Annotated in this window: 14 protein-coding genes and 1 pseudogene; 14 read left to right on the top strand and 1 reads right to left on the bottom strand. The window is 53.4% G+C overall.

The genetic code is table 11. The features are described 5' to 3' along the window. Window positions 1–148 precede the first annotated feature (148 nt). Window positions 149–7,504 (top strand): MBG domain-containing protein, encoded by a 7,356-nt coding sequence (locus BN6471_RS02745; protein WP_066645283.1) that lies wholly within the window; start codon window positions 149–151, stop codon window positions 7,502–7,504. 75 nt (window positions 7,505–7,579) lie between these two features. On the opposite strand, the gene BN6471_RS12820 is transcribed toward BN6471_RS02745, so the two are convergent. Next, window positions 7,580–7,828, bottom strand: coding sequence for a hypothetical protein (locus tag BN6471_RS12820; RefSeq protein ID WP_147553970.1), 249 nt, complete (start codon window positions 7,826–7,828; stop codon window positions 7,580–7,582). Window positions 7,829–8,178: 350 nt separating this feature from the next. Between BN6471_RS12820 and BN6471_RS02740 the strand changes: the two genes are divergently transcribed. From BN6471_RS02740 to BN6471_RS02675, 13 genes and pseudogenes are all read left to right on the top strand, one after another. Further along, window positions 8,179–10,035 (top strand): putative bifunctional diguanylate cyclase/phosphodiesterase, encoded by a 1,857-nt coding sequence (locus BN6471_RS02740; protein ID WP_066645281.1) that lies wholly within the window; start codon window positions 8,179–8,181, stop codon window positions 10,033–10,035. Window positions 10,036–10,613: 578 nt separating this feature from the next. Beyond that, entirely contained in the window at window positions 10,614–11,651 is a 1,038-nt protein-coding gene (locus tag BN6471_RS02735; protein WP_066645279.1) for a PocR ligand-binding domain-containing protein, read from the top strand. Between the two features lie 325 nt (window positions 11,652–11,976). Further along, on the top strand, window positions 11,977–13,059 hold the full coding sequence (locus tag BN6471_RS02730; RefSeq protein WP_066649690.1) for a glycerol dehydrogenase: 1,083 nt from the start codon (window positions 11,977–11,979) through the stop codon (window positions 13,057–13,059). Beyond that, a pseudogene (gene dhaK / locus BN6471_RS13290) lies at window positions 13,060–14,680 on the top strand (dihydroxyacetone kinase subunit DhaK). It begins immediately after the preceding gene. A gap of 151 nt (window positions 14,681–14,831) precedes the next feature. After that, complete coding sequence (locus BN6471_RS02715) at window positions 14,832–16,271, top strand: FAD-dependent oxidoreductase (RefSeq protein WP_162270166.1); 1,440 nt, start codon at window positions 14,832–14,834, stop codon at window positions 16,269–16,271. A gap of 19 nt (window positions 16,272–16,290) precedes the next feature. After that, window positions 16,291–17,730 carry an FAD-dependent oxidoreductase gene (locus tag BN6471_RS02710; RefSeq protein WP_066645274.1) on the top strand — a complete coding sequence of 480 codons (1,440 nt, stop codon included), beginning with the start codon at window positions 16,291–16,293 and terminating at the stop codon, window positions 17,728–17,730. Between the two features lie 70 nt (window positions 17,731–17,800). After that, the gene (locus tag BN6471_RS02705) at window positions 17,801–18,568 is read left to right on the top strand and encodes an ABC transporter ATP-binding protein (protein ID WP_066645273.1); all 768 of its coding nucleotides are present in this window, start codon (window positions 17,801–17,803) and stop codon (window positions 18,566–18,568) included. Then, on the top strand, window positions 18,561–19,265 hold the full coding sequence (locus tag BN6471_RS02700; protein ID WP_066645272.1) for an ABC transporter ATP-binding protein: 705 nt from the start codon (window positions 18,561–18,563) through the stop codon (window positions 19,263–19,265). The genes BN6471_RS02705 and BN6471_RS02700 overlap by 8 nt, the downstream gene beginning before the upstream one ends. Before the next feature lie 49 nt (window positions 19,266–19,314). Further along, complete coding sequence (locus tag BN6471_RS02695) at window positions 19,315–20,193, top strand: branched-chain amino acid ABC transporter permease (protein WP_066645270.1); 879 nt, start codon at window positions 19,315–19,317, stop codon at window positions 20,191–20,193. A gap of 61 nt (window positions 20,194–20,254) precedes the next feature. After that, window positions 20,255–21,634: an ABC transporter substrate-binding protein gene (locus BN6471_RS02690; protein WP_066645269.1), complete on the top strand. Its 1,380-nt coding sequence runs from the start codon at window positions 20,255–20,257 to the stop codon at window positions 21,632–21,634. Window positions 21,635–21,770: 136 nt separating this feature from the next. Beyond that, window positions 21,771–23,219, top strand: a complete 1,449-nt coding sequence (locus tag BN6471_RS02685; RefSeq protein ID WP_066645268.1) for an FAD-dependent oxidoreductase — start codon at window positions 21,771–21,773, stop codon at window positions 23,217–23,219. 98 nt (window positions 23,220–23,317) lie between these two features. Then, window positions 23,318–24,325, top strand: coding sequence for a branched-chain amino acid ABC transporter permease (locus BN6471_RS02680; RefSeq protein ID WP_066645267.1), 1,008 nt, complete (start codon window positions 23,318–23,320; stop codon window positions 24,323–24,325). A gap of 148 nt (window positions 24,326–24,473) precedes the next feature. After that, window positions 24,474–25,661: an acetyl-CoA C-acetyltransferase gene (locus BN6471_RS02675; protein WP_066645266.1), complete on the top strand. Its 1,188-nt coding sequence runs from the start codon at window positions 24,474–24,476 to the stop codon at window positions 25,659–25,661.

Below are 25,661 nucleotides of genomic sequence, written 5' to 3'. Positions count from 1 at the left end.
AGTGCCGTTTCATGCCATTTTAATCATTCCAGAACGAATTCGTTATATAATTACTACGAAATAATACCAGACAAAAAACGCATGAGATACACAAAAACAAAGCTGTGCTGACGCGCTCTATGGCAAGCGGCAGCAGGGGGACACCTATATGAAACAAGCAAAACGGTTTACGGCTTTTTTGATTGCCGTATTGATGGTCACAGGTATGACGCCGGCAGCCCTGGCTGAAGACGGCGGGGGAGCGACCCCGGCGGCTTCTGTGCGGGAGGAGACGCAGAACGCGACTTCACCCCCGCGGGAAACGGAGCCCGGCGGAGAAGAAACGACAGGGCCTTCGTCGTCTGCGGGTACGCAGTCTTCCGCGCCGGAAAAAAGCGACACCGCGGGCGAAAGCTTTTCTGTTGGAAATGAAACGCCGCCGCCCGCAACCGCGGCGGAAAACGGGATCAATGTGCAGGCCGCAAGCGCCCCTGTCACGCAGATGCACGACTTTGGCGAGGGGCGCGGCGAACACATGGCTATTGTCCTTTATTCGGGCGATGAGCTTGCGAAAATCGGCAGCGATCCCGCTTACCCGGCGGACGGGAAGTATTTCCTGAACGGCCCGATCAACGTAAGTTCTTCTACATTCGAGACGGTGACGACCGAGTTTAACGGGTGGATCGACGGGTGTGGCAAAAATTTTATGCTGGACCTGGACGCCGACGATATGGTGGTCAACTACAGCGAAAAGTATAGTATGTACTACCTGACGCTGTTTAAAACACTGGGCAAAGACGCCTTCATCGAGAACCTAGTGCTTGCCAGCACGGTAAATTTTCCTGTGGATCCGGTTAACGGACACTCCGGGATCGCCTCGGCTTTGGCGCTGGAAAACTACGGTACGCTCGACCACGTCATCGCAAGCTGCGAGGTAAACTCCGCTATGGTGGCGAGCGGCCTTGTTTCGTACAACTATGGCACGATGAACGCGTGCGAGGCCGGCGAATCGGCCAAGGTCAAGGGGACGAACGCATGCGGTTTGGTTTACCACTCCGAGGGCGTGATGTATGGCTGCGAGAACCACGCGGAGATCACGGGAGCAACCGCAGCGGCCGGCGTCGCCGGTATCGTGGGCGGCGAGGCGGCCTGTACAGGCTGTAAGAATTATGGAAAAATCAGCTCCGGAGGATCGGCGGCCGGTGTTTTTAACGTAGTGCAGGACAAAGCGACCGTAGTCGGGGCCGAAAACCGCGGCGTGGTCGAAACGTCGAGCACCGGGTACCCGAACGAAGAAGCGGGCGGCATTGCGGGAGAGCTGGATGGCAAAGCCTCGATCATAGACAGCGCCAACTTCGCCCCGGTCTCCGGTACGGACAAAGTCGGCGGTATCGTGGGCTATATCGGGCCGACAGATTCGTACGAATGCTATGTGAAAAATTGTACCAACTGGGAAACGGCCCCCGTCACAGGTACTGGCGGCGAGGTGGGCGGCATTGTGGGGCTCAGCCGCTGCGGCGTGATGGATTGCAGCAATTACGCCGCCGTCACGGGCAAGGACCATGTGGGCGGCGTGATCGGCAACAACGGGAACCTTGGGAACGCGCAGGGGCTTTACAACTACGGCGACGTTACGGGCGTCGACTATGTGGGCGGCGTTGTGGGAGAAACATCCGCGAACGGCTTCGTCTTCAAAGCGCCCATCGGACTTACCCATGCCATCGCTCTGAGCGGCAACTACGGCGCCGTTGTGGGAACGGGAGACTGCTGCGGCGGCGTGGCGGGCGCGACGCGCGGGCACTATGTAGAGCTTTTCTTCAACATGGGCAACGTTTCGGGCAACATCCGGGTGGGCGGAATCACGGGCGATTCGGATTGCGACGTGACCGATTGCCTCAATACGGGAAACATCTCCGGCAGCGAGGTCGTGGGCGGCCTCGCGGGCGATATGAGCGGCACGCCGGAAGTAAACGGCCTGAAAAATTCTTATACGGCTGGGCGCGTCTCGGGCAGGGAAGACGTGGGCGCGCTGATCGGCACATACAACGGCAACAGGTCAAGCAGCTATTCGCACGACGTTTACTACAACACCGATCTTACGGGCAGCCTCCCGCCGTTCGGCAACCGGGACGTCGGTGGACACGACAGCCGGATCGAGGGTCGCACGACAGACCAAATGACCGGCGAAGGCCTGCGGGACGAGTTGGGGGACGATGTGTGGCATTACAACACGACACCGGACTATGAAGACGACTACACGACCCGGGTCTTCTGGTATCCGTTCCAGACCGACTTCGCGGTCACGCCGGGCATCGAAGTCGTACAGAGGCAGCATCCCTCCGTGCGCAAGCACGATTTTGAGAGCCAGACGCTGGACGGCGTTCAGGAGCCGGTGTACGAGAGGTTTTCCTATATCGAAACCGCGGACGACCTATACGCGGCCGCGCAAAACCCGAACCAGAACTATGTGCTGGCAAACGACATCATTTTAAGCGGGGAGGACAACCTGCCCGTGCTGGGCGGGGACGCGGGCTTCGGCCGCAAGCTGGACGGCCTGGGGCATACGGTCAGCGGGATCAGCTCCGGCTACGAACATGTGGATCAGGAAAACAAGACGGAGGAAGCAAGCGGCAACGCGCTGGTGCGCTTTTTAAACGGCGGCAGGGTCATGAACCTGACGCTTTCCGGAAATATCTGGTGCGCGCAGGACGGGATCGCCGCGTTTGTGGACAGGGCGGCCGACGGCTCGGTGCTATACAACTGTATCAACAATGTCGAAATAGGAGGCGTAGGATACACCAAAAACGACAGCGAGTACGTGGATAAGGGCGATTTTGTGGGCGGCATCGTGTCGACGGCCTACGGGACGAACATCCGCATGTTGGAGTGCGAAAACAGGGCGAAGATCGTAGGCAGCAGTCAAGTCGGCGGTATCGTGGGCCAGTGCGTGGATATAAACAGGGTGGGGGCGGCAAACGCGGTCGTGATCAGCGGCTGCTCGAATACCGGGGAACTGGAAGGCTCCTCTTATGTGGGCGGTATCGTCGGCCAGCTGGACGAGTATTGCGTCACCTCGAACTGTGTGAATAATGCAATGGTGTCGGCGAGCCACGATATCGGAGGAATCGCGGGAGGCATCTACGGGGACGTAATAGACTGCATCAACAACGAGAGCGCCTCCGTCGTCGGCAAAAATCATTATGTGGGCGGCATCGTAGGAAGAAGCGACGGGAACATAACCGGCTGCAGCAACAGCGCCGCCGTCAGCGGCGATGAATCGGTGGGCGGTATTGCGGGGTACCAAGGCTATCGCGCGCTTTCCGGGTGCGTCAACAAGGGCGCGGTCTCGGGCAGGGATACGGAAATCGGCGGCATTGTGGGGCATGGGGGATATGGTAGTGATAACGTGCAGATTTCCGCGAGCTTTAACGCGGGTGAGGTATCGGGCGGGGATCGCCTGAATGCTTCCTCGTGCATCGGCGGGATCGCGGGCTGCCTGGACTACGCGGAGGTGCAATCGTGCTTTAACGCGGGGGATATCATGACCAGCGCCCGCTATACGGGCGGCCTGGTGGGGAGAGGGCCGGATTTAGGCGGCCTTGCTATTGCCTACTCCGCCAGCACGGGAACCATTTCCGTAAGTAAAGAGGTCAAGGTGGAGGAAGGCCAGGATGGTATGCAGATCGGCGGGCTTACGGGGCGCCTTAACACATGGAATGGCGACACGCTGAAATATTGCTTTTTTGCAGGGAAGATCGAGGCGCCGGACACGCTGAAATGCGTGGCCGCCATTGCGGTGCTCACGGAGAAACAGTACGGCGGCAGGTTCTACGGTTGCTATCACAACACGGACCTTTGCAAAAGGCCCAGTGCGTTGGATGAGGACGGATACCTTTACAGAGATGGGGACTATATAATCGGCCTTGAAACAGCCGAAATGACGGGGGCCGACGCGCTTGGCGCGGGAAAAATGGAAAAGCTTCGTATCACGGACACCTCGGGTGAATGGACGGCCAAAGGATCGGAAGCGCCCGTGGTGACGGATACGTCCTACACGCAGACCGTGTATTACCCGCTCCCAACGGCGCTGAAAGACATGGGCGTCCCGTGGCCGCAGGAAACCGTGGCGCAGTCTACGGAGCATCAGGCGTCCCCCCTACGGGCGGCGTACAACGGCCTGCCCGTTCCCTATACCCAGCCGCTCGAGACCGTGGGCAGCCCGGCCTATTCGGCGCTGTACGCAGGGAAAGACGGCACGGAATATGACCTTACCATGCAGCCGCCCACGGATGCGGGCAGCTATTACGCGTTCCTTACAGTCAGCGACCCGATCGTTACGCCCAGGCTTTGGTATGCCGCGCTCACCATCGAAAAAGCGCAGGCCGTCGTGACGGTGAAAGACGCGGAGCGCTTGGTGGGCGAGCAAAACCCGGCGTTCACCTTTACGGCGACCGGGCTTGCTTCGGGCGAAACTGTCGCGGATCTCGACAAGGTGGTCTGGGAGACAACGGCAAACGAACAATCGGCTGCGGGGACTTATCCGATCACGCTCAAGGAGGCCGCCGACAACAATTACGAGATCACGGAGGGAACGCCCGGCAAACTGACCGTGAAGCAGAACAGCACGCAGGGGCGGTACGAGATCGACGGACAAAAAGGCGTAAACGGCCACGACGGCTGGTATCTTAGCCCGGTCACGATCCGCCCGAACGGCACGGACGGGTACGACTTGATCTCCGCCGACGGCCAAAGCTGGAAAGAGGAATTGACTGTTTCCACGGACACTGTGGAGGAAAATAAAAGCGTTACGCTCGCCCTGAAAAAATCCGCAACCGGCGCCTATACGTCGCTGGATACGATCTCGCTGCCGGTCAGCAGGCCGCTTGGGGCGGAGTCGTATTCTCCCGTGAAGGGGAGCGCAGGGCAGTCGCCGGAAAATACGGTTTTCAGCATCGGGTATGGCGACGGGATCGAAAAGCGCAGCGACGGGAAATGGATACGGATATACGCGGGAGATACGCTGTTTGAGGAAATCCCCCTTGCTTCCGCGCAGATTACAATCGAAAATACGGGCGGGAAGGGCACGCTTACGATCAAGCCTTCAAAACCCCTGCCGACGAACGCGCGGATCAGCGTGGAAACGGACGAGACCGGAGCGGTGTGCAACAGCAAAACGGGCGCGTCGGCCGTGCCCATCGCCAAGGGGGAGTGGATGTTTACCACGGGGAAATACGGGGTCACGCTCTCTCTTACCGACCTGACCGCCACATACAATGGAGCCGCGCACGCGGTCACGCCGACGGTGACGACGGCTGCGGGCGTCGTAAAGCCGGGCTATACCGTTACCTACGAGGGCACAGGGGAAACGGTCTATCCCAAAACAAAAACGCCGCCCAAAAACGCAGGAACTTATCAAGCGGCGGCAACGGTGGACGACCCGGATTACGAGGCGGCGTCCGATACGTGCACGCTTACCATAGGAAAGAAAACGATCACACTGGCAGCGGACGATCAGCAGCGTCTGGTGGGCGAGCAAAACCCGGCGTTCACCTTTACGGCGGCCGGGCTTGCTGCGGGCGAAGCTGTCGCGGATCTCGACAAGGTGATATGGGAGACGACAGCAAACGAACAATCGGCTGTCGGGGCATACCCGATCACGCTCAAGGAGGCCGCAGACAATAATTACGATATCCTGTCGGGAACGGAAGGCACGCTGAGCGTGAAGCAGGACGGCGCGGGCGGCAGGTACGTGATCAGCGGCCCGAAGGGCGGAAACGGCCACGACGACTGGTATGTCGGCGAAGCCACCATCCGTCCAAACGGGCGCGAGGGCTATGACCTCATCTCGGACGACGGCGGCGTGACATGGAAATCCATGCTTACCATAACAAGCGATACGCCGCAGCAGGTAAGCAAAACGATACTGCTCAAAAAATCGGCGACGGGCGCAATCACCTCTGCCGCCACGGAAACGCTGAACGTGTACAGCACGCCGCTTGCGCTGGAAAGCCTTTCCCCCGCAAACGGCACGGCGGCCTACGATCCTTCGGACGCCACGCTGACGCTCAGATTCAGCCAGCCCGTGGAAAAGGGCCGGGGATATTTCACGATATACGACACGGACGGCGCTGAATTTGCGCAGCTCAACGTGCACGCGCTGCGCGTGCGGATATCCCTTGACGGGAAAACCGTGACGCTGCGCCTGCCCGATTCCTTTGCCCCCAATACCGCATATTATGTGACAGCGGGCGCGGGAACGCTTTACAGCCAGTGGGGGTACCGGTTTGCAGGCCTCAAAAAAGGGGACTGGCAGTTTGAAACGGCTCCTTCCAGCGATACGGTGCGCATCACGGACCTGATCCTCGCCGTGGAGGGCGAAAGCGCCGAACGCAAGGCGGTCTATACCGGGAAACCGGACGCGGATTACACGGCGGCCGTCGTTCCACGCGCGGACGGGACGGAAGAGCTTACGGTCTCGCCCAAGGTGAGCGGCGTGGTATCGGAAGAGACGGTTTCGCTTACCCTGAAAGCCGTCGTCATGGAAGACCCGGCGGCGTCTTCCGTGGGCAAAGTATCCATAAACGGCACGCACGTTTTCATCGGCACGGGCGTCCGTTCCGTGACGCTGCAGGTGGACGCGCACGGGCAGGTCGAAAGCGATTCCGCGACGATCCGGCTGGTATGCACCGGCTGGGGCGCGGCGGTCATTGATAATGAGACGGGGTTTGACGTGCAGACCTCAAACCTGCTGGAAGCGATCGTCCCGGACGATTATACGATCGCAGACAATGAAATCGCAATCGTAAGGCTCCACATCACCGAGCTTGGCGAAGCGAAGGTAGACCCGAGCGAGCGGGCGTTGCTTTTGGGCGCGGACGACGGGGTGATCGGCCATTACCTTTCCATCGAGCTGTCGGTGGATATTTTCGAGAAAAACGACCCGTCGGTAAAGCTCCGGGGCGAATTTATTTCCGTGACGCAGAACCCGGTCGTGATCTCCGTTTTGTTTGGCGACGACGCGCCTGAATTTGTGAACGAACGGATGCTCCGCCTGCACGACGGTGAGGTGGACATCCTGCGCGCGATCGAAAAGGACGGGGCGTACGTGTTTGCGAGCGACCTATTCAGCACGTACGCCTCCGCATATGACATTTTGCGCAATATAACGGTGGAGCAGCCGGAGCACGGTACGCTGGGCACGGATAAAACGCAGGCGATCAAGGGTGAAACCGTGACCGTGACGGCTGTGGCGGAGGGAGGATACGCACTTTCTGAAATCCGCGTGAACGGGACGGCGATTACGGGCGGCACCTTCACCATGCCGGACGAAGACGTAAGGGTTTCAGCTGTGTTCACAAAACAACAGGAAAACGGAAACGGTGAACAGGGGATAGGCGGCCCGGGACAAACCGGAAAGGCTGCAAAAACGGGAGATACGGCCATGCCGCTCTGGATATGGATCGTGATCGCCGTTATTGCCGCTGCGGCCGTCGTGGCGCTGCTCCGAAGAAACCGCCGCAGTTAATGATTGAATCTTGCGTTAAAAGAGGATAAAAAGCGCGGCCGATGTGCAAATTGGCTGCGCTTTTTGCAGGACGCGTTATTTCATCGTATAGTCCCCGGTCATCGTTTCGACCTTTGCTTTTTTGTCGATGCAGAGCATGCCGCTGCAATCGACGGTTTTGATCTTGCAGTGGGGATCGATGGCGATGTTTTCCCCGCTGACCGTTTGCGCGGTCACCCCGCGCAGGACGACGGTCGCCGCCTCGATCAGGCCTATGGCCGACGTTTTCCATGTGAGCAGCCCGCCCCCCTTCCCATAAGGGATTGAACGAGGTCTTAGTAGCAAAACGAAAATGAATAAAAAAAGGTGATTCTGCCACTAACCAGCTATCCAGACACCTCAAAAAGAGGATATGAGAACAACTGAACCGAGCAGAAAGAAAACATCATAAACCGCATAATACAGCGGTTTCATGACATAATATGATACTATGATACACCGTGAAATAGTTCGGGAGTCGTTACGAATCAAGGCCGGGGGGTTCATGCAAGCACGAGCTGCAAGCGAAGGGCGAGCTATCCCTTCTGGCACACCAGACCCTTGTAAATATGTATTTGCAAGGGTTTTTTGCATATTTTAAAATTTTTAGTGTAAAAGTATGCTACAATAAAAGTATTATAATAAGGTGGAAAGAAATGAAGCGCTCTGCAAAGATATTTATTCCAATTCTTTTGGTATTATTGGTAGTCATCAGTTTATCTGCGGTCAAGTTGGTTTCTAACATCAGTAATTATGGCCGCTTGATTAACTATGTAGGGATCGTACGCGGCGCATCGCAGCGTGTCATCAAGCTGGAGACAAACCATATGCCCAACGATGAACTGATCCAATATGTGGATGAGATCCTTAAGGAGCTGGAAACGGGAAACGGGGAATATGGCCTTGTGATACCCCAAGACGCCACCTATCAAAACGACCTGTCCGTTTTATCAAAGCAGTGGGATCTTGCAAAAGAAGGGATACGGGATGTCAGAAACGGGGCATCCCCGGCGCAGCTGCTTTCGGAGAGCGAAAAATTATTTGAAGTTGCCAACAACACGGTTTTTGCAATAGAAGATTATGCCAGCCGGCAAACAGCGGACTTGTCAAAGTTGATTTTTGTGATGACCGCGGCCTGCATTGTGGCCTGCGTTATTGTAGTGACGATTTATATCAAAAGGATGCTGGAGTTAAGGCGAAAAAATGAAACCCTGCAGGACATCGCCGCAAGGGACGAATTGACGGGCGCTTACACCATGGAACGTTTCAAGGAGAAAGCAAAGAACATTCTGAAGCAGAATCCGACGGAAAAATTCGCAGTCGCCTATATTGACTTTGAAAATTTCAGGTATGTTAACGATGTTTTCGGCTATGAATGTGGCGATGATATTTTAAAAACATATGCCGGACTGATGAAAGCCGACCTCGGGGAAAACGAAGTCTTTGGACGCAATGTTGCCGACCAGTTTGTGGCCTTGTACCGCTATTCGGACAAAGAAGACCTGACCCTTAGGCGCAAACGGATCGTGCTGGATTTGATCGACGGGGCGGAGGCTGTAAAAAATAAATACATGATCACTCTGGTATACGGATTTTGCTGTGTGGAGGACGTGGAAAGGACGCGGGAAATCGACATGTTGCTCAATTGCGCCAACTTTGCACAGAAAACAATCAAAAACCAGGCGGGTAAGAAATACTACGCTTTTTATGACGAGAGTATACGGGACAAAATGATCGAGGAAGCCACGATCATGGGCAGGATGCAGGAAGCGCTCAAGCAGGGCGAATTTGTGGTACATCTGCAGCCGAAGGTCAGTTTGCACAGCGGACGTGTGGAATGTGCGGAAGCATTGGTACGCTGGAATATGCCGGATAAAGGGCTTGTGTTTCCGGATGCATTTATCCCTGTGTTTGAACGGTATCATTTTATCAGCGCGGTCGATCAATATGTGTTTGAAAAGATTTGTATCTGGATGCGTGAACGGCTGGAGCAGGGGCTTAAAATCCTGCCTATTTCCGTGAACGTATCCCGCATCCAGCTTTACGATCCTGATTTTGTGCAGATTTATGCGAATATCAAGAAGCGCTATGGGATCCCGGATAAGCTGGTAGAGATTGAAATTACCGAATCGGTCGCATTTGAGAACCAGGACTATATGATCCAGACGGTAAAGGATTTGCGCGCACAAGGGTTCCTTTGTTCGCTGGATGACTTCGGGAAAGGATACTCTTCGCTGGGTATGTTAAAGGATCTGCCCATCGATGCTTTAAAGCTGGATGCGGCTTTTTTTGCCAAGGATCCGGAGATCGAGAAAGATTATACAGTACTTCGCGGCGTGATCTCTATCGCAAGGGAGTTACATATCCAAACGGTTGCGGAAGGTGTGGAATATGAGGAACAGGTAGCGTTTCTTAAAACGGAAGGCTGTGATTTTGTTCAGGGATATTATTATTACAAGCCTATGCCGATCGCTGATTTTGAAACATTGATGAGCACACAGGGCAAAAAATAAAATGTAAAAAATACTGTTGTATGGAAGAAAAGCCGCTTTATGCATTTATTAACTGCATAAAGCGGCTTTTGTCATATCAAGGGGAACTGTGAACGAAAAAATAGTTTCAGCATAGGAATTTACAATTTTATGATTAGATGTTGCAAAAAAACAGTATAATGGTCTATAGCATTAATGAAAGAAGCCATAAAGTCATTTTGTTTGGATTTCAACAAAATAATTTCATGATGTACTATGAAAGGAAATGTCGTTTAGGCAGTATATGTGGGTTTTGAATTTTGATGTGGCATTTCTGTATCAAAGATGGTAAAAATATTACCGTCATTTTTAAAAAAAGCATAAAAATACGATCCAAAACTACTTTTTTTTGTCATTTGTATACGAATACTTTAAAAAGCAGTTGGTTTATAATGGAAAAAGAACGTAAAAATTAAATTTTTATAAGACAGATCCCCTTCAACAACTCCACTGGATTTCAAAACAATACTTTGCTTTCATATGAATTCGTGCTTTCTGGGTGGAAACAAATTGCGCATCACAGTTTGTTTTGTTGTACAAAACGTTTGGAGGTAGGACAATTGAACAGTAATTTATTAAATATTCGCAGCATCCTGGATTTGGAGCAATGGCAAAGAATACAGGATGAACTGGCGTCCGTCACCGGAATGGCAATCCTGATTGTGGATTACAAAGGTGTACCGGTGACAAAGCATAGCAGCTGCACAGAATTTTGTGCGACTGTCAGAAGAAATCCGGAGACGGCAAAGTATTGCCAAAAATGTGATTCCAGGGGTGGGATCGAGGCAGCAAGGCTCAATAAACCCTTTATGTATTTATGCCACTGCAATATCGTGGACGTAGCGATCCCGATTGTGATAGACGAAAAGTATATCGGCGCCGTGATGGCGGGACAGGTGATGGCGGAGCGTGCGCAGATAGCGGATAATCTGGAAAAAATCCTGATGTCATCCTACGAAAACAGCTTCATAAGCGAGAGCGATTTGCTGAAAGAAAAATTTGAAAAGATCCCCCGCTTTTCCATCCGGCGTATCATCGCGATAACCAACCTGTTATTTCATTTATGCAATTATATTGTAGGAGAAGCGGTCAGTAAAAATGCAATGAATGAAACTTATGGGAAAATACTGGGAAATGTAGCCGAAAGTACGCATGTGGAAACGGATTTTACGGATACCTCGCTGGACGCGATGATCAATATCAAGGATCAGGTCTTAAAGGCGATCATGAGTAAACAGATCAAATCCACGGAACCGAAGGATTTGAGTTCATCCAAACATCCGATCTTAAAACCGGTCATCGAATATATCTACAATAATAAGCATGAGAATATCATGCTCTCGCAGATGGCTAAGCTTTCGCACACAAGCCCCAGCTATTTAAGCAGGCTGTTTAAAAAAGAAATGGGAAAAAATTTCTCGGATTATGTTACTGATTTCAAAATCACCCTTGCAAAAGAGATGCTGGAAACGACCAACCTGTCGGTTACCGATATTTCAAATGATCTTGGGTTCAGCGATTCGGGATATTTCATCAAACAGTTCAAAAAGCATGAAGGCGTTACGCCGGCCATGTTCAGAAAGTATATGAAGCGATAAATGGTACGGTCAAAAAAATACCATGGCATGCGCGAAGGACAATATTTTACGATCAATAAATACAAAATGAGGTCATGTGTGTATAATGCCATTTAAAATTTTAAAGGTTATAATGGCGTTACATCAATAAAAGAGAATCTGAATGCCGCATTTACAATTTTGCAAAGCCGGTTATTCAGGAATCCCCAAAATATTTACAGATAAAAAAATAGCATACGCAACAGATAACATCTTCTATTTCATTCGTATATGTAATATCAGGTTTTTAATGAAAAATCGCGATATAAAAATCACGAACAAAATAAGTAAAAAGGAGAGACAGGAAATGGCAAGGACGTATATATCCCCATCGAAGTTTGTACTGGGAGAAGGCGAGCTGAAGAAACTGGGCGAACACGTAGCAGGATTGGGAAAGAAGGCAGTCCTGATCGCGCATCCGGAAGATTTTGAACGCGTGAAAGATATATTGGACGAGGGGCTGAAAGGAACGGATTATGTGCACGCGGCATTTTGCGGAGAGTCGTGCGACAAGGAAATAAACAGGATCGTAAAGCTCACGGAACAGGAAAAAGCAGATGTAGTGATCGGCCTGGGTGGCGGAAAAGCCCTGGACACGGCAAAAGCGACAGGGACGCTGACGAAAAAGCCGGTAATCATCGTGCCGACGATCGCGTCGACGGACGCCCCTACAAGTGCGCTGGCGATCATCTATACGGAAACAGGAGAGTTTGAGCGGTATATGCACCTGCCGAAGAACCCGGATCTGGTATTGGTGGATTCCGGGGTCATCGCCAAGGCGCCGACGCGGTTTTTGATCTCAGGCATGGGAGATGCGCTGGCAACGGTATTCGAGGCGCGGGCCTGTATCAAGGCAAACAAGCCGAACATGTCGGGCGGTATGAGCACAAAGGCAGCGCTGGCGATTGCGGAAACATGCTATGCGACGTTGCTGGAGGATGCGCACAAGGCAAAAGCGGCATGCGACGCGAACGTAGTAACGATCGCACTGGAGAACATCATAGAAACAAATATCCTGCTTTCCGGCCTTGGATTCGAGAGCAGCGGGCTGGCGGCGGCGCATGCGGTACACGACGGGCTGACGGTACTTGAAGAAACACATCATTATTTCCACGGGGAGAAGGTAGCGTTCGGGACATTGGTGCAGCTGGTACTGGAGAACGCAGAGGAAGAAACGATCATTGAGGTACTTGCGTTCTGCCGCTCACTGGGATTGCCGGTATGCCTTGCAGACCTGGGGGTAAAGGAACTGGATGAAGAAAGATTGATGCGGGTGGCGACACATGCGTGCTCGGATCTGGAGACGATGGACAACATGCCGTTTGAGGTGCGGCCGGCTGATGTAGCGGCGGCAATCCGCGCGGCCGACATCATTGGGGGTACCTGGTAAATGAAAAAGATCATGAACGAGGTCGTATCGGTAGTGGATGAGATGTGCGAGGGTATCATCCTTGCAGACGGCGATCTGGAGCTTAACGAGCGCTACCGCGTGGTAAAGCGCAGGGAGCTTGACAAGGGCAAGGTGTGCCTGATCTCGGGCGGGGGCAGCGGCCATGAGCCGGCACACGCAGGCTTTGTGGGCAAGGGGATGCTCAGCGCGGCGGTATGCGGCGACGTATTTGCATCGCCGTCGACGATTCAGGTATACAACGCGATCCTGCAGACGGAAAGCGATGCGGGAACGCTGCTGATCATCAAAAATTATTCGGGAGACTGCATGAATTTTGATGCTGCAGCGGAAATGGCAGCAGAAGACGGGATCGAAGTAGAGTGCGTATATGTGAACGACGATATCGCGGTGCAGGACAGCCTTTATACGATCGGCCGCCGCGGCGTCGCGGGCACGATGTTCGTACATAAGATCGCGGGCGCCGCAGCGGAAGCGGGCAAGGACTTAAGGGAAGTAAAGCGCATCGCGGAAAAGGTAATCGCGAACGTAAAGACGATCGGGTTTGCATTGACGTCGTGTACGGTACCGGCTAAAGGTACGCCGACTTTTGAGATCGCGGAGGGCGAGATGGAATTTGGCGTGGGCATCCACGGGGAACCGGGAATCGAGAGGACGGAAACGGAGCAGTCGCAGAAGCTTGCGAAACGGATGGCGGATATGCTCTGCGAAGAACTGAAGTTACAGTCCGGCGAGGAATGTGCGGTGCTTATAAACGGCCTTGGGGGTACGCCGCTGATGGAGCTGTATATCTTAAATAAGGACGTGCACAGGGAATTGAAGCAAAAAGGCGTTGGCATCCATAAGGCGCTGGTGGGCAACTATATGACGTCCCTTGATATGGCGGGGGCATCCGTTTCAATATTGAGGCTGGACGAAGAACTGAAAGCGCTTTTAGACAGCCCGGCGGATACGCTGGCGCTTAAGGTATGAGGGGAGTAAGAGGATGGAGATTACTGCTTTAGAAGTAAAGAAGGTCATTGCAAAACTTTGCGACGTTGTGATCGAAAATGAGGTATATTTTTGTGAACTGGACAGTGCGGCAGGCGATGGGGATTTCGGTATGTCGCTGTCCAAGGGTTTCAAAGAAGTAAAGAAAGAAATAGACGAGATTGATACGGCGGATGTAAGCCAGTTTGTGAGGGGCTGCGCGATGATCATCACGGAATACTGCGGCGGCGCTTCGGGACCGATATGGGGATCCGCGTTCCGGGCGGCTGCACTTTCCGTAAAGGGGCAGGAGACGATCACGGAAAAAGATGTACCGGTGATGCTGAAAGCGGCAATCGAGGGGATACAGAAACGTGGGGGAGCGAAGCAAGGGGACAAGACGCTTCTTGACGCGCTGATTCCGGCGCAGGAGGCGATGGAAGCGGCGATCGCGGACGGCAAGAGTTTTAAGGAAGCGGTGGAAGCGGCTGCACAGAGCGCGGAAGAAGGAGCGGAAAAAACGAAGGAGATCGTGGCGAGCAAGGGCCGCGCGTCATACCTTGGGGACAGGAGTATTGACTGGCCTGACGCAGGGGCTGTGGCCATCGGCGTTATTTTCAGGAGCTTTGTATAAAGCAGTTTTTCAAGAGCACACATTATAGTAATTTGCATAAGGAAAAGCCCGTGGGATTGTAGCAAAAGGCAAGACATCACTACAGTGTTCTTTCTGTTACACATTATACGGAGAAACCAAGCGAAAAATGTCGCAGGAAAGGAAGAAAAAAATGAAAACAGTTACGGAAGCAAGCAGGGAAGTACCGGTTTTATGCGAAGCGGACGTTGTCGTGATCGGCGGCGGGGCAGCGGGGATCGGCGCAGCGCTGGGAGCAGGACGCGCGGGGGCAAAGACGATTCTGATCGAACGTTTTGGCTGCTTGGGCGGATGCCAGACCCTTACTTTCAACGACTCATTCTCGTTTGTGGACGATCGTATCCAGGGCGGGCTGATACAGGAGATCATCGATAAATTACATGAGGGCGGCGCGGTATACAAATCGAGCGTCGGTTCCCACAAGGCGCATTGGAGTGAAAAAGAAGGCTGCTTTTATTTTGACCCGGAATATTACAAATTCATGCTCGAAAACATGATGAAGGATGCGGGCGTACAGCTTTTGTACCATGCGTTTGCAGTAGACGGCATCCACGAGGGAGACGAGCTTAAGGGCGTGATCATTGAGAGCTGGCAGGGCCGCCATGCGATCCTCGCCAAAACGGTAATCGATTGTACGGGTATTGCGGATCTCGCATGGAAGGCCGGCGCGGAGTGTACGGGTGAAGAAGGCTATAAGGACAATAAATACGGCCCGTATAAAGGCAGGCACATGGCCTTTGGCTATGGCTACTTCGTACGGGGAATGGACTATAAGAGATTCCGTGAATTCGCACAGGCCAATCCCGAAGAATGGGACGACTGGGTCAAGGGCAGGAAACTGTTTACGGAAGCCAAGGCGTCAGGAAAGCTTTATTCCTTCCGCAACAGTTGTATTTTCCAGGAATACGAAGATGGACGCGTGTGGATGCTGAGCCCGGGCTATCCAATCCCGGCAGGCAACCACCCGTGGGAAGCGGAACAAATTTCGCTGGCAACGGTGGATATCCGCAAGCAGGCATTTTCCATCCTGGAGCTCCTCAAAAAGCATGTTCCCGGCTTTGAAAACGCGACCATCGAACAGACGGCAAGCAAGCTTTTGCATAGGGACGGGCACAGGATCGTCGGGGAGTATACGATCACAGAAGATGATATGCGCGGCGGTACGACCTTTGAAGATGCGATTACATGCTGCAACATGCCGCCGGATCCGTTTTTCCCGGACGGTGGACACCACTTCAAATTTGACGTAACGCCATACGATATCCCATACCGCTCGCTTGTTTCCAAGGACTTCGGAAACCTGATGGCAGCGGGCGGCGCAAGCTCTATGGACCTGATCACCTGGGCGGCGCTTCGGTATTGTACGCCGAGCGTATGCACGGGGCAGGCGGCAGGAACTGCGGCGGCGATGGCCGCCAAGCAGGGAATCATGCCAAGCGAATTAAATGTCCCGGAGCTCCAGAAAGAGCTGCATAGCCAAGGATTGGTTACGACAAACAAGGATTTGCCGTCATCCGTCGTCGAGGAATATGCGCGCCGGGCAGAGGAATGGGGCAACGGCTTCGGGATGTAACGAGGAAGGAGAATCAGATATGAAAACAATATTGGAAGCTTCTAAGGAAGTACCGGTTTTATATGATGTTGACGTAGTTGTGATCGGCGGCGGCCCTGCGGGGATCGGCGCGGCGCTTGCGGCGGCGCGCAACGGCGCTAAAACGGTATTGGTCGAAAAGTACGGCTGCCTGGGCGGAAACCAGACGCTGACGCATAACGATAATTATACATTCGTAGACGACCGCATCCAGGGTGGCATTGTTGCGGAGATCATTGAGCGCCTGAAAAAAGCGGGCGCGACGTTTAACCCGAGCGTGGCGTTGATGCGCGACAACTGGAATCCGGGAACGGGCTGCATTTACTTTGACGAAGAATATTACAAACTGATGCTTGAAGCGATGATGGAAGAAGCGGGGGTAACACTGCTTTACCATGCGTCGGCGGCAACGGGGATCGCGGACGGAAATTCCCTCAAGGGCATCATGGTGGAAACGCATGAAGGCCGTCAGGCGATCCTTGCAAAATCGGTGATCGATTGTACGGGTATTGCGCACATCGCGTGGCTCTCGGGGGCTTCCGTGACGGGAGAAGAAGGATATCCGGACAACAGTTTCGGGCCTTTCAAGGGCATGCACATGGGATTCGGCTATGGCTTTTGGATGTGCGGCGTGGATTACAAAAAATTCCGCGAATTCGCGGAACAGAACGTGGATGAATGGGATTATTGGGTCAAGGGAAGGAAGCTGTTCGTACAGGAAAAGGAAGCGGGCAGGCTTTATACACCGCGTAACAGTACGCTCATGATCGAATATGCAAACGGACGCTGCTGGTTTATCGGCGCATATAAGCCCATCGAAAAGGGCCGCCACCCGTGGATGGAAGAGGATTTGAGCGAAGCGGAGATCGACCAGCGTAAGCAGGCATGGTCTATTTTGGAAACGTTCAAGAAAAATGTCCCGGGCTTTGAAAATGCGAAAATCGAGCAGACACCGGTCAGGCTTTTGCTGCGCGACGGTCACAGGATCGTAGGGGAATATACGATTACGGACGACGACATGAAAAGCGCGCGCAGCTTCGACGATTCCATCGCGTGCTGCAACATGCCGCAGGATCCGTTTTTTCCCAATGCAAGCCACCAGTTCGTTTATAATGTAACGCCGTACGATATCCCGTACCGCTCTATGCTGTCCAAGGATTTTGACAACCTGCTGGCAGCCGGCGGATCGGCATCGATGGACCTGGTCACCTGGGCGGCCCTTCGGTATTGCACGCCGAGCATCTGCACAGGACAGGCGGCCGGAACAGCGGCGGCGCTTGCCGCAAGGCAGGGGATCGCTCCTAAGGAGATCGATGTAAAGCAGGTGCAGGATACGCTGCATGAGCAGGGGATGGTCACGACGAACAAACAACTGTCGCCGGAGGTGATAGAGGAATATAAATGGCGGACAAAGACGTGGAACAGGGGCCTTAAGCTGTGATGCAGGCGAAAGGAGCTGGCTACGACAAATCTGCTGCCCATAAGACTAAATGATTTGGAGGAATGGTTAAATGATTCTCCGTTTTGAGAATGTAACAAAATACTTTGGCGGTCTGGCCGCAGTAAAGGATGTGTCCTTCAATGTCGAGGAAAACCAGATATTGGGACTCATCGGCCCGAACGGATCGGGCAAGACAACCTGCTTTAATCTGATCACGGGCGTACACAAACCCACGAGCGGAAAAATCATATTTGAAGATAAGGATATCAGCGGCATGCCTTCCCACAAGATCGCGCGTATGGGTGTCGCGCGGACATTCCAGATCAGCAGTGTGTTTCCGGATCTTTCCGCAGTGGAAAACGTTGTGACGGCGCACCATTGCAGGATGAAATCAAATTTCGTCACAGGGGTTTTCGGGATCGCGGGTACGCTCAAGGAAGAAAAGCGCGTTGTACAGCACAGCGAAGAGCTGTTGGAATTTGTCGGGCTGAAGGAAAAAATGGCAGTGCGCGCTGGATCGCTTACCAGCGCTGATCAAAGAAGGCTGATGATTGCCATTGCCATGGCTACCGATCCCAAGCTTTTGATGCTGGACGAACCGTGCGCAGGCATGATCGAGGACGAACGCGCCGACCTGGTACAACTGATCCGTAAGGTGTGCGACGGGGGGATTCCCGTATTGCTGGTAGAGCACCATATGAAAATGATCATGGAAGTATGCCACCATGTCGTCGTTTTGAACCTGGGCGAGAAGATAGCCGAGGGAAGGCCGGAAGAAATACAAAAGGATGAAGCTGTTATCGAAGCTTACCTGGGAAGGAGTACAAAACATGCTTAAAGTCAAAGACCTTGTAACCTGCTATGGAAGCATTGAAGTATTGCATGGATTGTCCTTCACTGCGCAGACAGGGAAAATCACGGTACTCATCGGGACAAACGGGGCCGGAAAAACGACGACCATGAAAACGATCATGGGGATGATGCGTGCGAAAAGCGGCAGCATTGAGTGGAATGGTACGGAGCTCAATAAAATGAAGTCGCACGAGGTCACCAAAAGCGGGTTATCCCTATGCCCGGAAGGAAGGCAGCTTTTCCCTGAGATGACGGTATATGAAAACCTGATCATGGGCGCATATACGCGCACGGATAAGAATGAGATCTCCGATTCCATCGAAGAGGTATTCGGCTGGTTCCCGAGGCTCAAGGACAGGACAAACCAACAGGCGGGCACCCTTTCCGGCGGCGAGCAGGAAATGCTTGCCATCGCGCGGGCGCTGATGGCAAGGCCGGACATGCTGATGCTGGACGAACCGTCCTGGGGACTTGCGCCGATCCTGGTGGAAGAAGTAGGAGAAATTATCAGGAATATAAACAGCCGCGGCAAATCGGTGCTGCTTGTGGAACAGAATACGCAGATGGCGCTGGATCTGGCTGATTACGTTTATGTGTTGGAGACCGGAAATATTGTAATCGAAGGCACAGCGGAAGAATTATCCAAGGACCAGAAGATTCAGGAAACATATCTCGGTATCTGACACGTCCCTCCGGGGACAGGAAACAGATCAATATTAAAGGAGGGAAATTATGGATAATGCTATACTTCTTCAGCAAATCGTGAACGGCATCGTTACAGGAAGTATTTACACCTTGATCGGTATGGGATTATCGCAGATTTACGGAATCCTCGGGATTTCGCACTTTGCCCATGGTTCTGTCGTTATGGTAGGGGGATATATCGGATATACCTTCGCCAGGATGCTCGGCGTACCGTGGATCCTCGCCGCAGTTCTTGCAATCGCCGGATGCGCGCTCTTAGGAATGTTTTTGGAAAAATACTGTTATCGGGTCATCATCAAAGGGCCGCCGATCAATATCTTTATCCTGGCACTGGGGCTGCTCTTCATCTTTGAAAATCTCTGCCAGCTGATTTGGGGGCCTGACCCGGTGTCCATCCAGGCGGTAGGGAATACGTCGATCCAAATTGGGCCGATTTCGATCACCACGTTTCGCCTGTACGTCATTATTATCAACCTGGCGTTGATGGGCGTGCTGGCCTTTATGATGAAAAAGACCAAACTGGGGCGTTCCATCCGCGCAATGGCGCAGAACAGGGAAGCGGCTACGATGGTCGGCGTAAACGTAAACAAAACGAGCGGCGCCGTATTCGCAATCGGCAGCGCGCTTGCGGGGCTGTGCGGTATCTTTGTAACAAGCTTGCTGCAAATGTTCCCGTCCTATGGCGGCGATATCGTTATGAAGGGTTTCGCGGTTATGATCCTGGGCGGCCTCGGGAGTATTCCCGGCGTTATTGTCGGCGGCCTCATCATGGGTATTGTCGAGAGCCTGGGCGCAGGCTTTATCTCTGCCGGGTATAAAGACCTGTTTGGATTCATCATTATTATCCTGGTGCTGATCTTCAAACCGAACGGTTTGTTCGGCAAACGCGGCGCGACTACCAAATAAATGAGTTAAACAGTTTTCTGAAAAGAAAAGAGTAAATAAAAATACAGGAGGATTGAAAGGAATGAAAAAAGGAAACTTGAAAGTATTGGCTATACTTGTGGCTGTACTGATGGTCGTCGCACTGGTTGGTGGATGCGGCGCACCGGCGGAACAGGGAAGCGGTGCCCCGGCAGCAAGCGAAGGCGGTGCGGCGGCATCGTCCGGAGGCGATGCATCGCCCGCTGCGGATGCCGGTAACAGCGATAACAAAGTCCTTAAGATCGGCGTAGACGATTCGCTGACAGGGACGAGCGCTCCTTACGGGCTGCCGGCGTCGCACGGCGTAGAGCTGGCCGCGTCGGAAGTCAACGAAGCGGGCGGAATCAAAATCGGCGACGACATGTACAACATCGAGGTCGTGACCTATGACAACAAGAGCGACGCGACAGAAGGCGTTTCCACGCTTCAGAAGCTGATGGACGTTGACCAGGTGCAGTTTATCCTGGGCTGGAGCTCCAGCACACCGACGCTCTCCGCCGTACAGCAGATCCCCGGCAAAGAAGTCACGATGCTGGTCGGCAACGCGCGTTCGCCGCAGATCCTGCTGTATTCGCCGGAAAACACGTTCCGCAGCGCGACGGCAAACTGCTATGATCCTGTGGCAGACTGCACATACATCAAAGACGAACTGGGCGTTGACAAGGTTGCTGTCCTGGCATTCTTCAACGACACCGGATACAGTGTCCATGCGAATAACGTCATCAAGGCGTTTGAAAGCATTGGCGTAGAAGTGGTGGCGCAGGAAACGATGAACGCGGGGGATCTCGATTTGCTCGCACAGATGACGAACATTGCAAACTCAGGGGCAAACGGCCTGTATATGGCCGGCAACATTGAAGAATCCGCTATGGCGCTGCGCCAGCTGCGTGAGCTCGGCTCCACGATGCCGATGGTTACCTATTCCTCCGGCACGGGCCCGCAGTGGCTGGAAGTCTGCACGAACGAGCAGATGGACGGCAGCTATGCGATCCGTCCGCAGGTTGCGGAAGCAGGCGGCGAAAACGGCAAACAGTCCGATGAATTCATTGCCAAGTATGAAGCGAAGTTTGGGGAGAACCCGAGCCAGACGGCGACAAACACATACGACAACTTCTGGATCCTGATGGCGGCAATGCAGAACGCCGGTACAACGGACTGGAAAGCGGTAAACGACGCGCTGAAGGAAGTAAAAGTGGAAGACCTTGACCCGCGGGTGATCGTAGAATATACGGCTCTTGACGGCGGACTGCTCTTTGACGACATTGGCCAGGCTTACCATCCGTACACGGTTTCCAAGTGGAGCATGGATGAGCAGAACTGGGCATACGAAAGCACGATCGGCAAAGAGATCGGGCCGGAATTCCTGCACAATTACCTGAAAGAATATTGCGCACAGGAAGGGATCACCTATCCGGGAGCTTAATCAAAGTCCACATTGTCACCATCATATAGACCTGTTTCGGAAGGCCCCGCCATGCGGGGCCTCCGGAGCAAAACAAAGAACACGACAGGCTTAAGCTTTACGAGAACCAAATATAAATGCAAGGAGAAACCAAACAATGAAAACGATTCAGGAAAGCTCGCGGGAGGTTCCGCTGCTTTGCGAAGAAATGGATGTAATTGTAATCGGCGGCGGCGCGGCGGGCATCGGCGCAGCGATCTCGGCGGCACGCAACGGCGCTAAAACGATCATTATCGAACGCTTTGGTTTTTTTGGCGGAAGCCAGACGGCAGCCTTTGATGATTCCTTTGCATGGGTGGACGACCGGATCCAGGGCGGTATCGTACAGGAGATCATGGATGATATCATCGCGGCCGGTATGAATCATAAGAACAGCCCGGGTCAGGTACGCGACCACTGGGCCAATGAATTTGGAAGCATCTTCTTTGACGGAGAATATTATAAATATTTAGTGGATAACCTGATGGAGAAGGCGGGTGTGAAGGTTGTGTTCCATGCGCTGGCAGCAGACGCGATCGTGGACGGCGACTCTTTAAAGGGCGTAATCATTGAAAGCCTGGAAGGGCGCCAGGCCGTTCTCGGCAAGACGATCATCGACTGCACGGGCATCGCGCACATCGCATGGAAATCGGGCGCCAGTGTGACCGGCGAAAATGGTTATCCGGACAACAGGTTCGGCCCGTTTGAGGGCATGCACATGGGCCTCGGATACGGATTTTTCGTCCGTAATATCGATTACCACAAGTTCCGTGAATTCGCGCAGGCGAACCCGGAGCAATGGGATTATTGGGTCAAAGGGAAGGAGCTCTTTACGAAAGCACGCGCAGAGGGAAAGCTGTATTCCCCGCGCAATTCCTGCCTGCTGACGGAATATGAGGACGGACGCGCATGGATCATCAATCCTTATTATAAATTGGAAAAGGGACAGCACCCGTGGCAGGTAGAAGTCGTCTCGCATGCGGAAAAGGATATGCGCAAGCAGGCATGGTCGTGTTGGGAACTCTTAAAAGACAACGTTCCCGGCTTTGAAAATTCCCGCATCGAGCAGACGCCGTCGTGCGCGCTTCTTCGGGACGGACACCGTATTGTCGGCGAATATACATTGAAGGAAGAAGATATGTATGGTGCGAGGACATTTGAGGATTCCGTATCCATCTGCAATATGCCGCCGGATCTTTTCTTCCCGGACGGGTCACATCATTTTAAGTTTAATGTGACGCCGTACGATATCCCATACCGTTGTCTTCTTTCCAAAGATTTCGACAACCTGCTCGCGGCAGGCGGTACATCCTCGCTCGATTTCATCACGTGGGGCGCGATCCGTTATTGTACGCCCAGCCTGACGACGGGACAGGCGGCGGGAGCCGCTGCGGCGATCGCGGTCAAGGACGGCGTATCGCCAAAGGATGTGGACGTGCGGAAGGTACAAAGGCAGCTTAACAATCAGGGCATGCTGACGACCAATAAGCAGGTGCCGCCGGAAGTGGTGGCGGAATATGCGCGCCGCGCGGAAGAATGGGGCGACGGCTTTAAAATCAGCGAGTAGTTCATTGCGCAAAAGCCCTTATGATTTTACACGACTGATTCATGAAAGAACTTAAGGCGGCAACCGTCCGCATTGTATCATAAGGAAGGAGAAATTCTATGTTGAAAAAATCGAAAAAGAGGTCGCTGATCACCGGCCTGGTCGCAATAATCGTATTGGTGGTCATGTTACTGATGCCGCAGATCGTTACTACGTCCTATTATCTGCATTTGATCATTGTGACGTTGATCTGGATCGTGATGACCTCTGGCCTCAACATTATCCAGGGCTATGCAGGGTATGTATCGATGTGCCAGGTTGCATTTTATGGGATAGGCGCATATGTTTCGGGCCTGCTCATGAGCAAGTTGGGGCTTTCCATGCCGGTGGGCATGCTGATGGCGGTCGCGATCGGTTTGGTGGTCGGAGCAGCGATCGGGATCCCGTCGCTTAGAACAAAGGGGCACTATTTCTCAATCGTTACCCTGGCGTTTACCATGCTTGTGTTTACGGTCATGAAAGCATGGCAAGAGGTAACCGGAGGCGTGCAGGGTTTCTCCATCCCGCCTTTAAAGGGCGATTTTCTGGGGCTGCCGCTTTCCTCCCGGGAAGGATATTTTTACATCGTGCTCATTGCCGCCGTGCTGACGCTGTTGTTTGTTTACAGGCTGTTTAAATCCAAAACAGGCAGGGCAATTGTAACCTTGCGCGAAAACGAAGACCTGGCAAAAGCTGTGGGGATCAATACCACCGGTACAAAACTGCTGGCTTTTGAATTAAGCGCGGTTCTGGGATGCATCGGCGGCGTACTGTATGCGCATTATATGAATTTCGTAAATCCGACGACCTTCGCCGCGGGAATCGGCATGAACGCGATCCTTGCGGTTATGATCGGCGGATGCGGAACGGTGATCGGGCCGATCGTCGGGTCGGTGGTCGTAACCTTCCTGCCGGAATTGTTGCGTGCTGCGGAGCTGTACAGACAGCTTGTATTCGGCATCCTGGTTGTCGTCATCGTATTTGTACTGCCCAACGGGGTGATTCAGCCGATCGTCAAGGGCTTCAAAAAATTATTTGCTAAAATTACAGGAAAAGACACTGAAAAAACTGCGAATATGACAGAATGACCAGGGCAACAGCAGAATAGAAAATAACCCTCCAGTGGTGTCGGCGTGTTCGTCTGAGTGGGGAGCAGACCACACGGGATGCCCAGGAAAACCCGCTTAACCAAAAGATAAGCGGGTTTTGTTTACCCGGCAAAGAAAGGAAAAAATCATGCAGGATATTTACATTTTAGGAAGCGTTCGCACGGCGATCGGTTCATTTGGGGGAAGCCTTAAAAATACAGAGGCGATAAAGCTTGGCGCACTGGTCATTCAAAGCGCGTATGAGCGTGCGGGAATCGGAGCGGGACAAATCGACCAGGTTTTGATGGGTAACGTATTGCAGGCGGGGCTCGGGCAGAACCCGGCCCGCCAGGCGGCGATGCGTGCGGGCATCCCGCAGGAAAGCCCGGCCATGACGATCAACAAAGTATGCGGATCGGGCCTCAATGCCATAAACCTCGCGGCGGCACTTTTGCGCGCGGGCCAGGCACAGTGTATCATTGCCGGCGGTATGGAAAACATGTCGCGTGCGCCGCATACGATGGATATCCGCTGGGGGCAGAAAATGGGCGATATGAAGGCGGTGGATTCCATGGTACACGAGGGACTATGGGATGCGTTTTATGATTGCCACATGGGAATGACGGCGGAAAACGTTGCGCAGCAATACGGCATCACGCGTCAGATGCAGGACGAATTCGCGTTGGAATCGCAGGAAAAAGCGCTTCGCGCCACACAAACAGGCCGCTTTCAAAACGAGATACTGCCTGTGGAGATCCCGCAGAAAAAGGGCGGCCCGCTTTTCTTTGCGCGGGACGAATACATCAGGGAAACATCGAAAGAGGCGCTCGGCAAGCTGCGCCCGGCGTTTTTAAAGGAAGGAACGGTTACGGCGGGAAATGCCTCCGGTTTAAACGACGGGGCGGCGGCGATGGTGGTTGCGTCCGGGGATTTTGTCAGGGAACACCGGTTGGTTCCACAGGCCAAATGGCTGGGATGCGCGTCATGCGGGGTCGACCCGCAGGTCATGGGGACAGGGCCAATTCCTACGGTAAAGAAGCTTCTTGAAAATACGGGCCTAGGTATAGATGACATGGACTTGATCGAAGCGAACGAGGCCTTTGCGTCGCAGGCGATCGCAGTTATGCAGGAGATCGGCGCAAACAGGGACAGGGTTAACGTTAACGGCGGGGCGATCGCGCTCGGGCATCCGATCGGCGCATCCGGAGCGCGCATTGCGGTGACGCTGCTGCACGAGCTGGAAAAGCGGGACGGCAGGTATGGACTGGCAACGCTTTGTATCGGCGGCGGAATGGGCGAAGCGACGGTTTTTGAGCGGGATTCCCTGTGCAGGTGA

This window comes from Christensenella timonensis, from assembly GCF_900087015.1.
Lineage (GTDB): Bacteria > Bacillota > Clostridia > Christensenellales > Christensenellaceae > Christensenella > Christensenella timonensis.
Note: the sequence above shows the minus strand (reverse complement) of the source record. Positions and strands in the feature narration are given on the sequence as shown.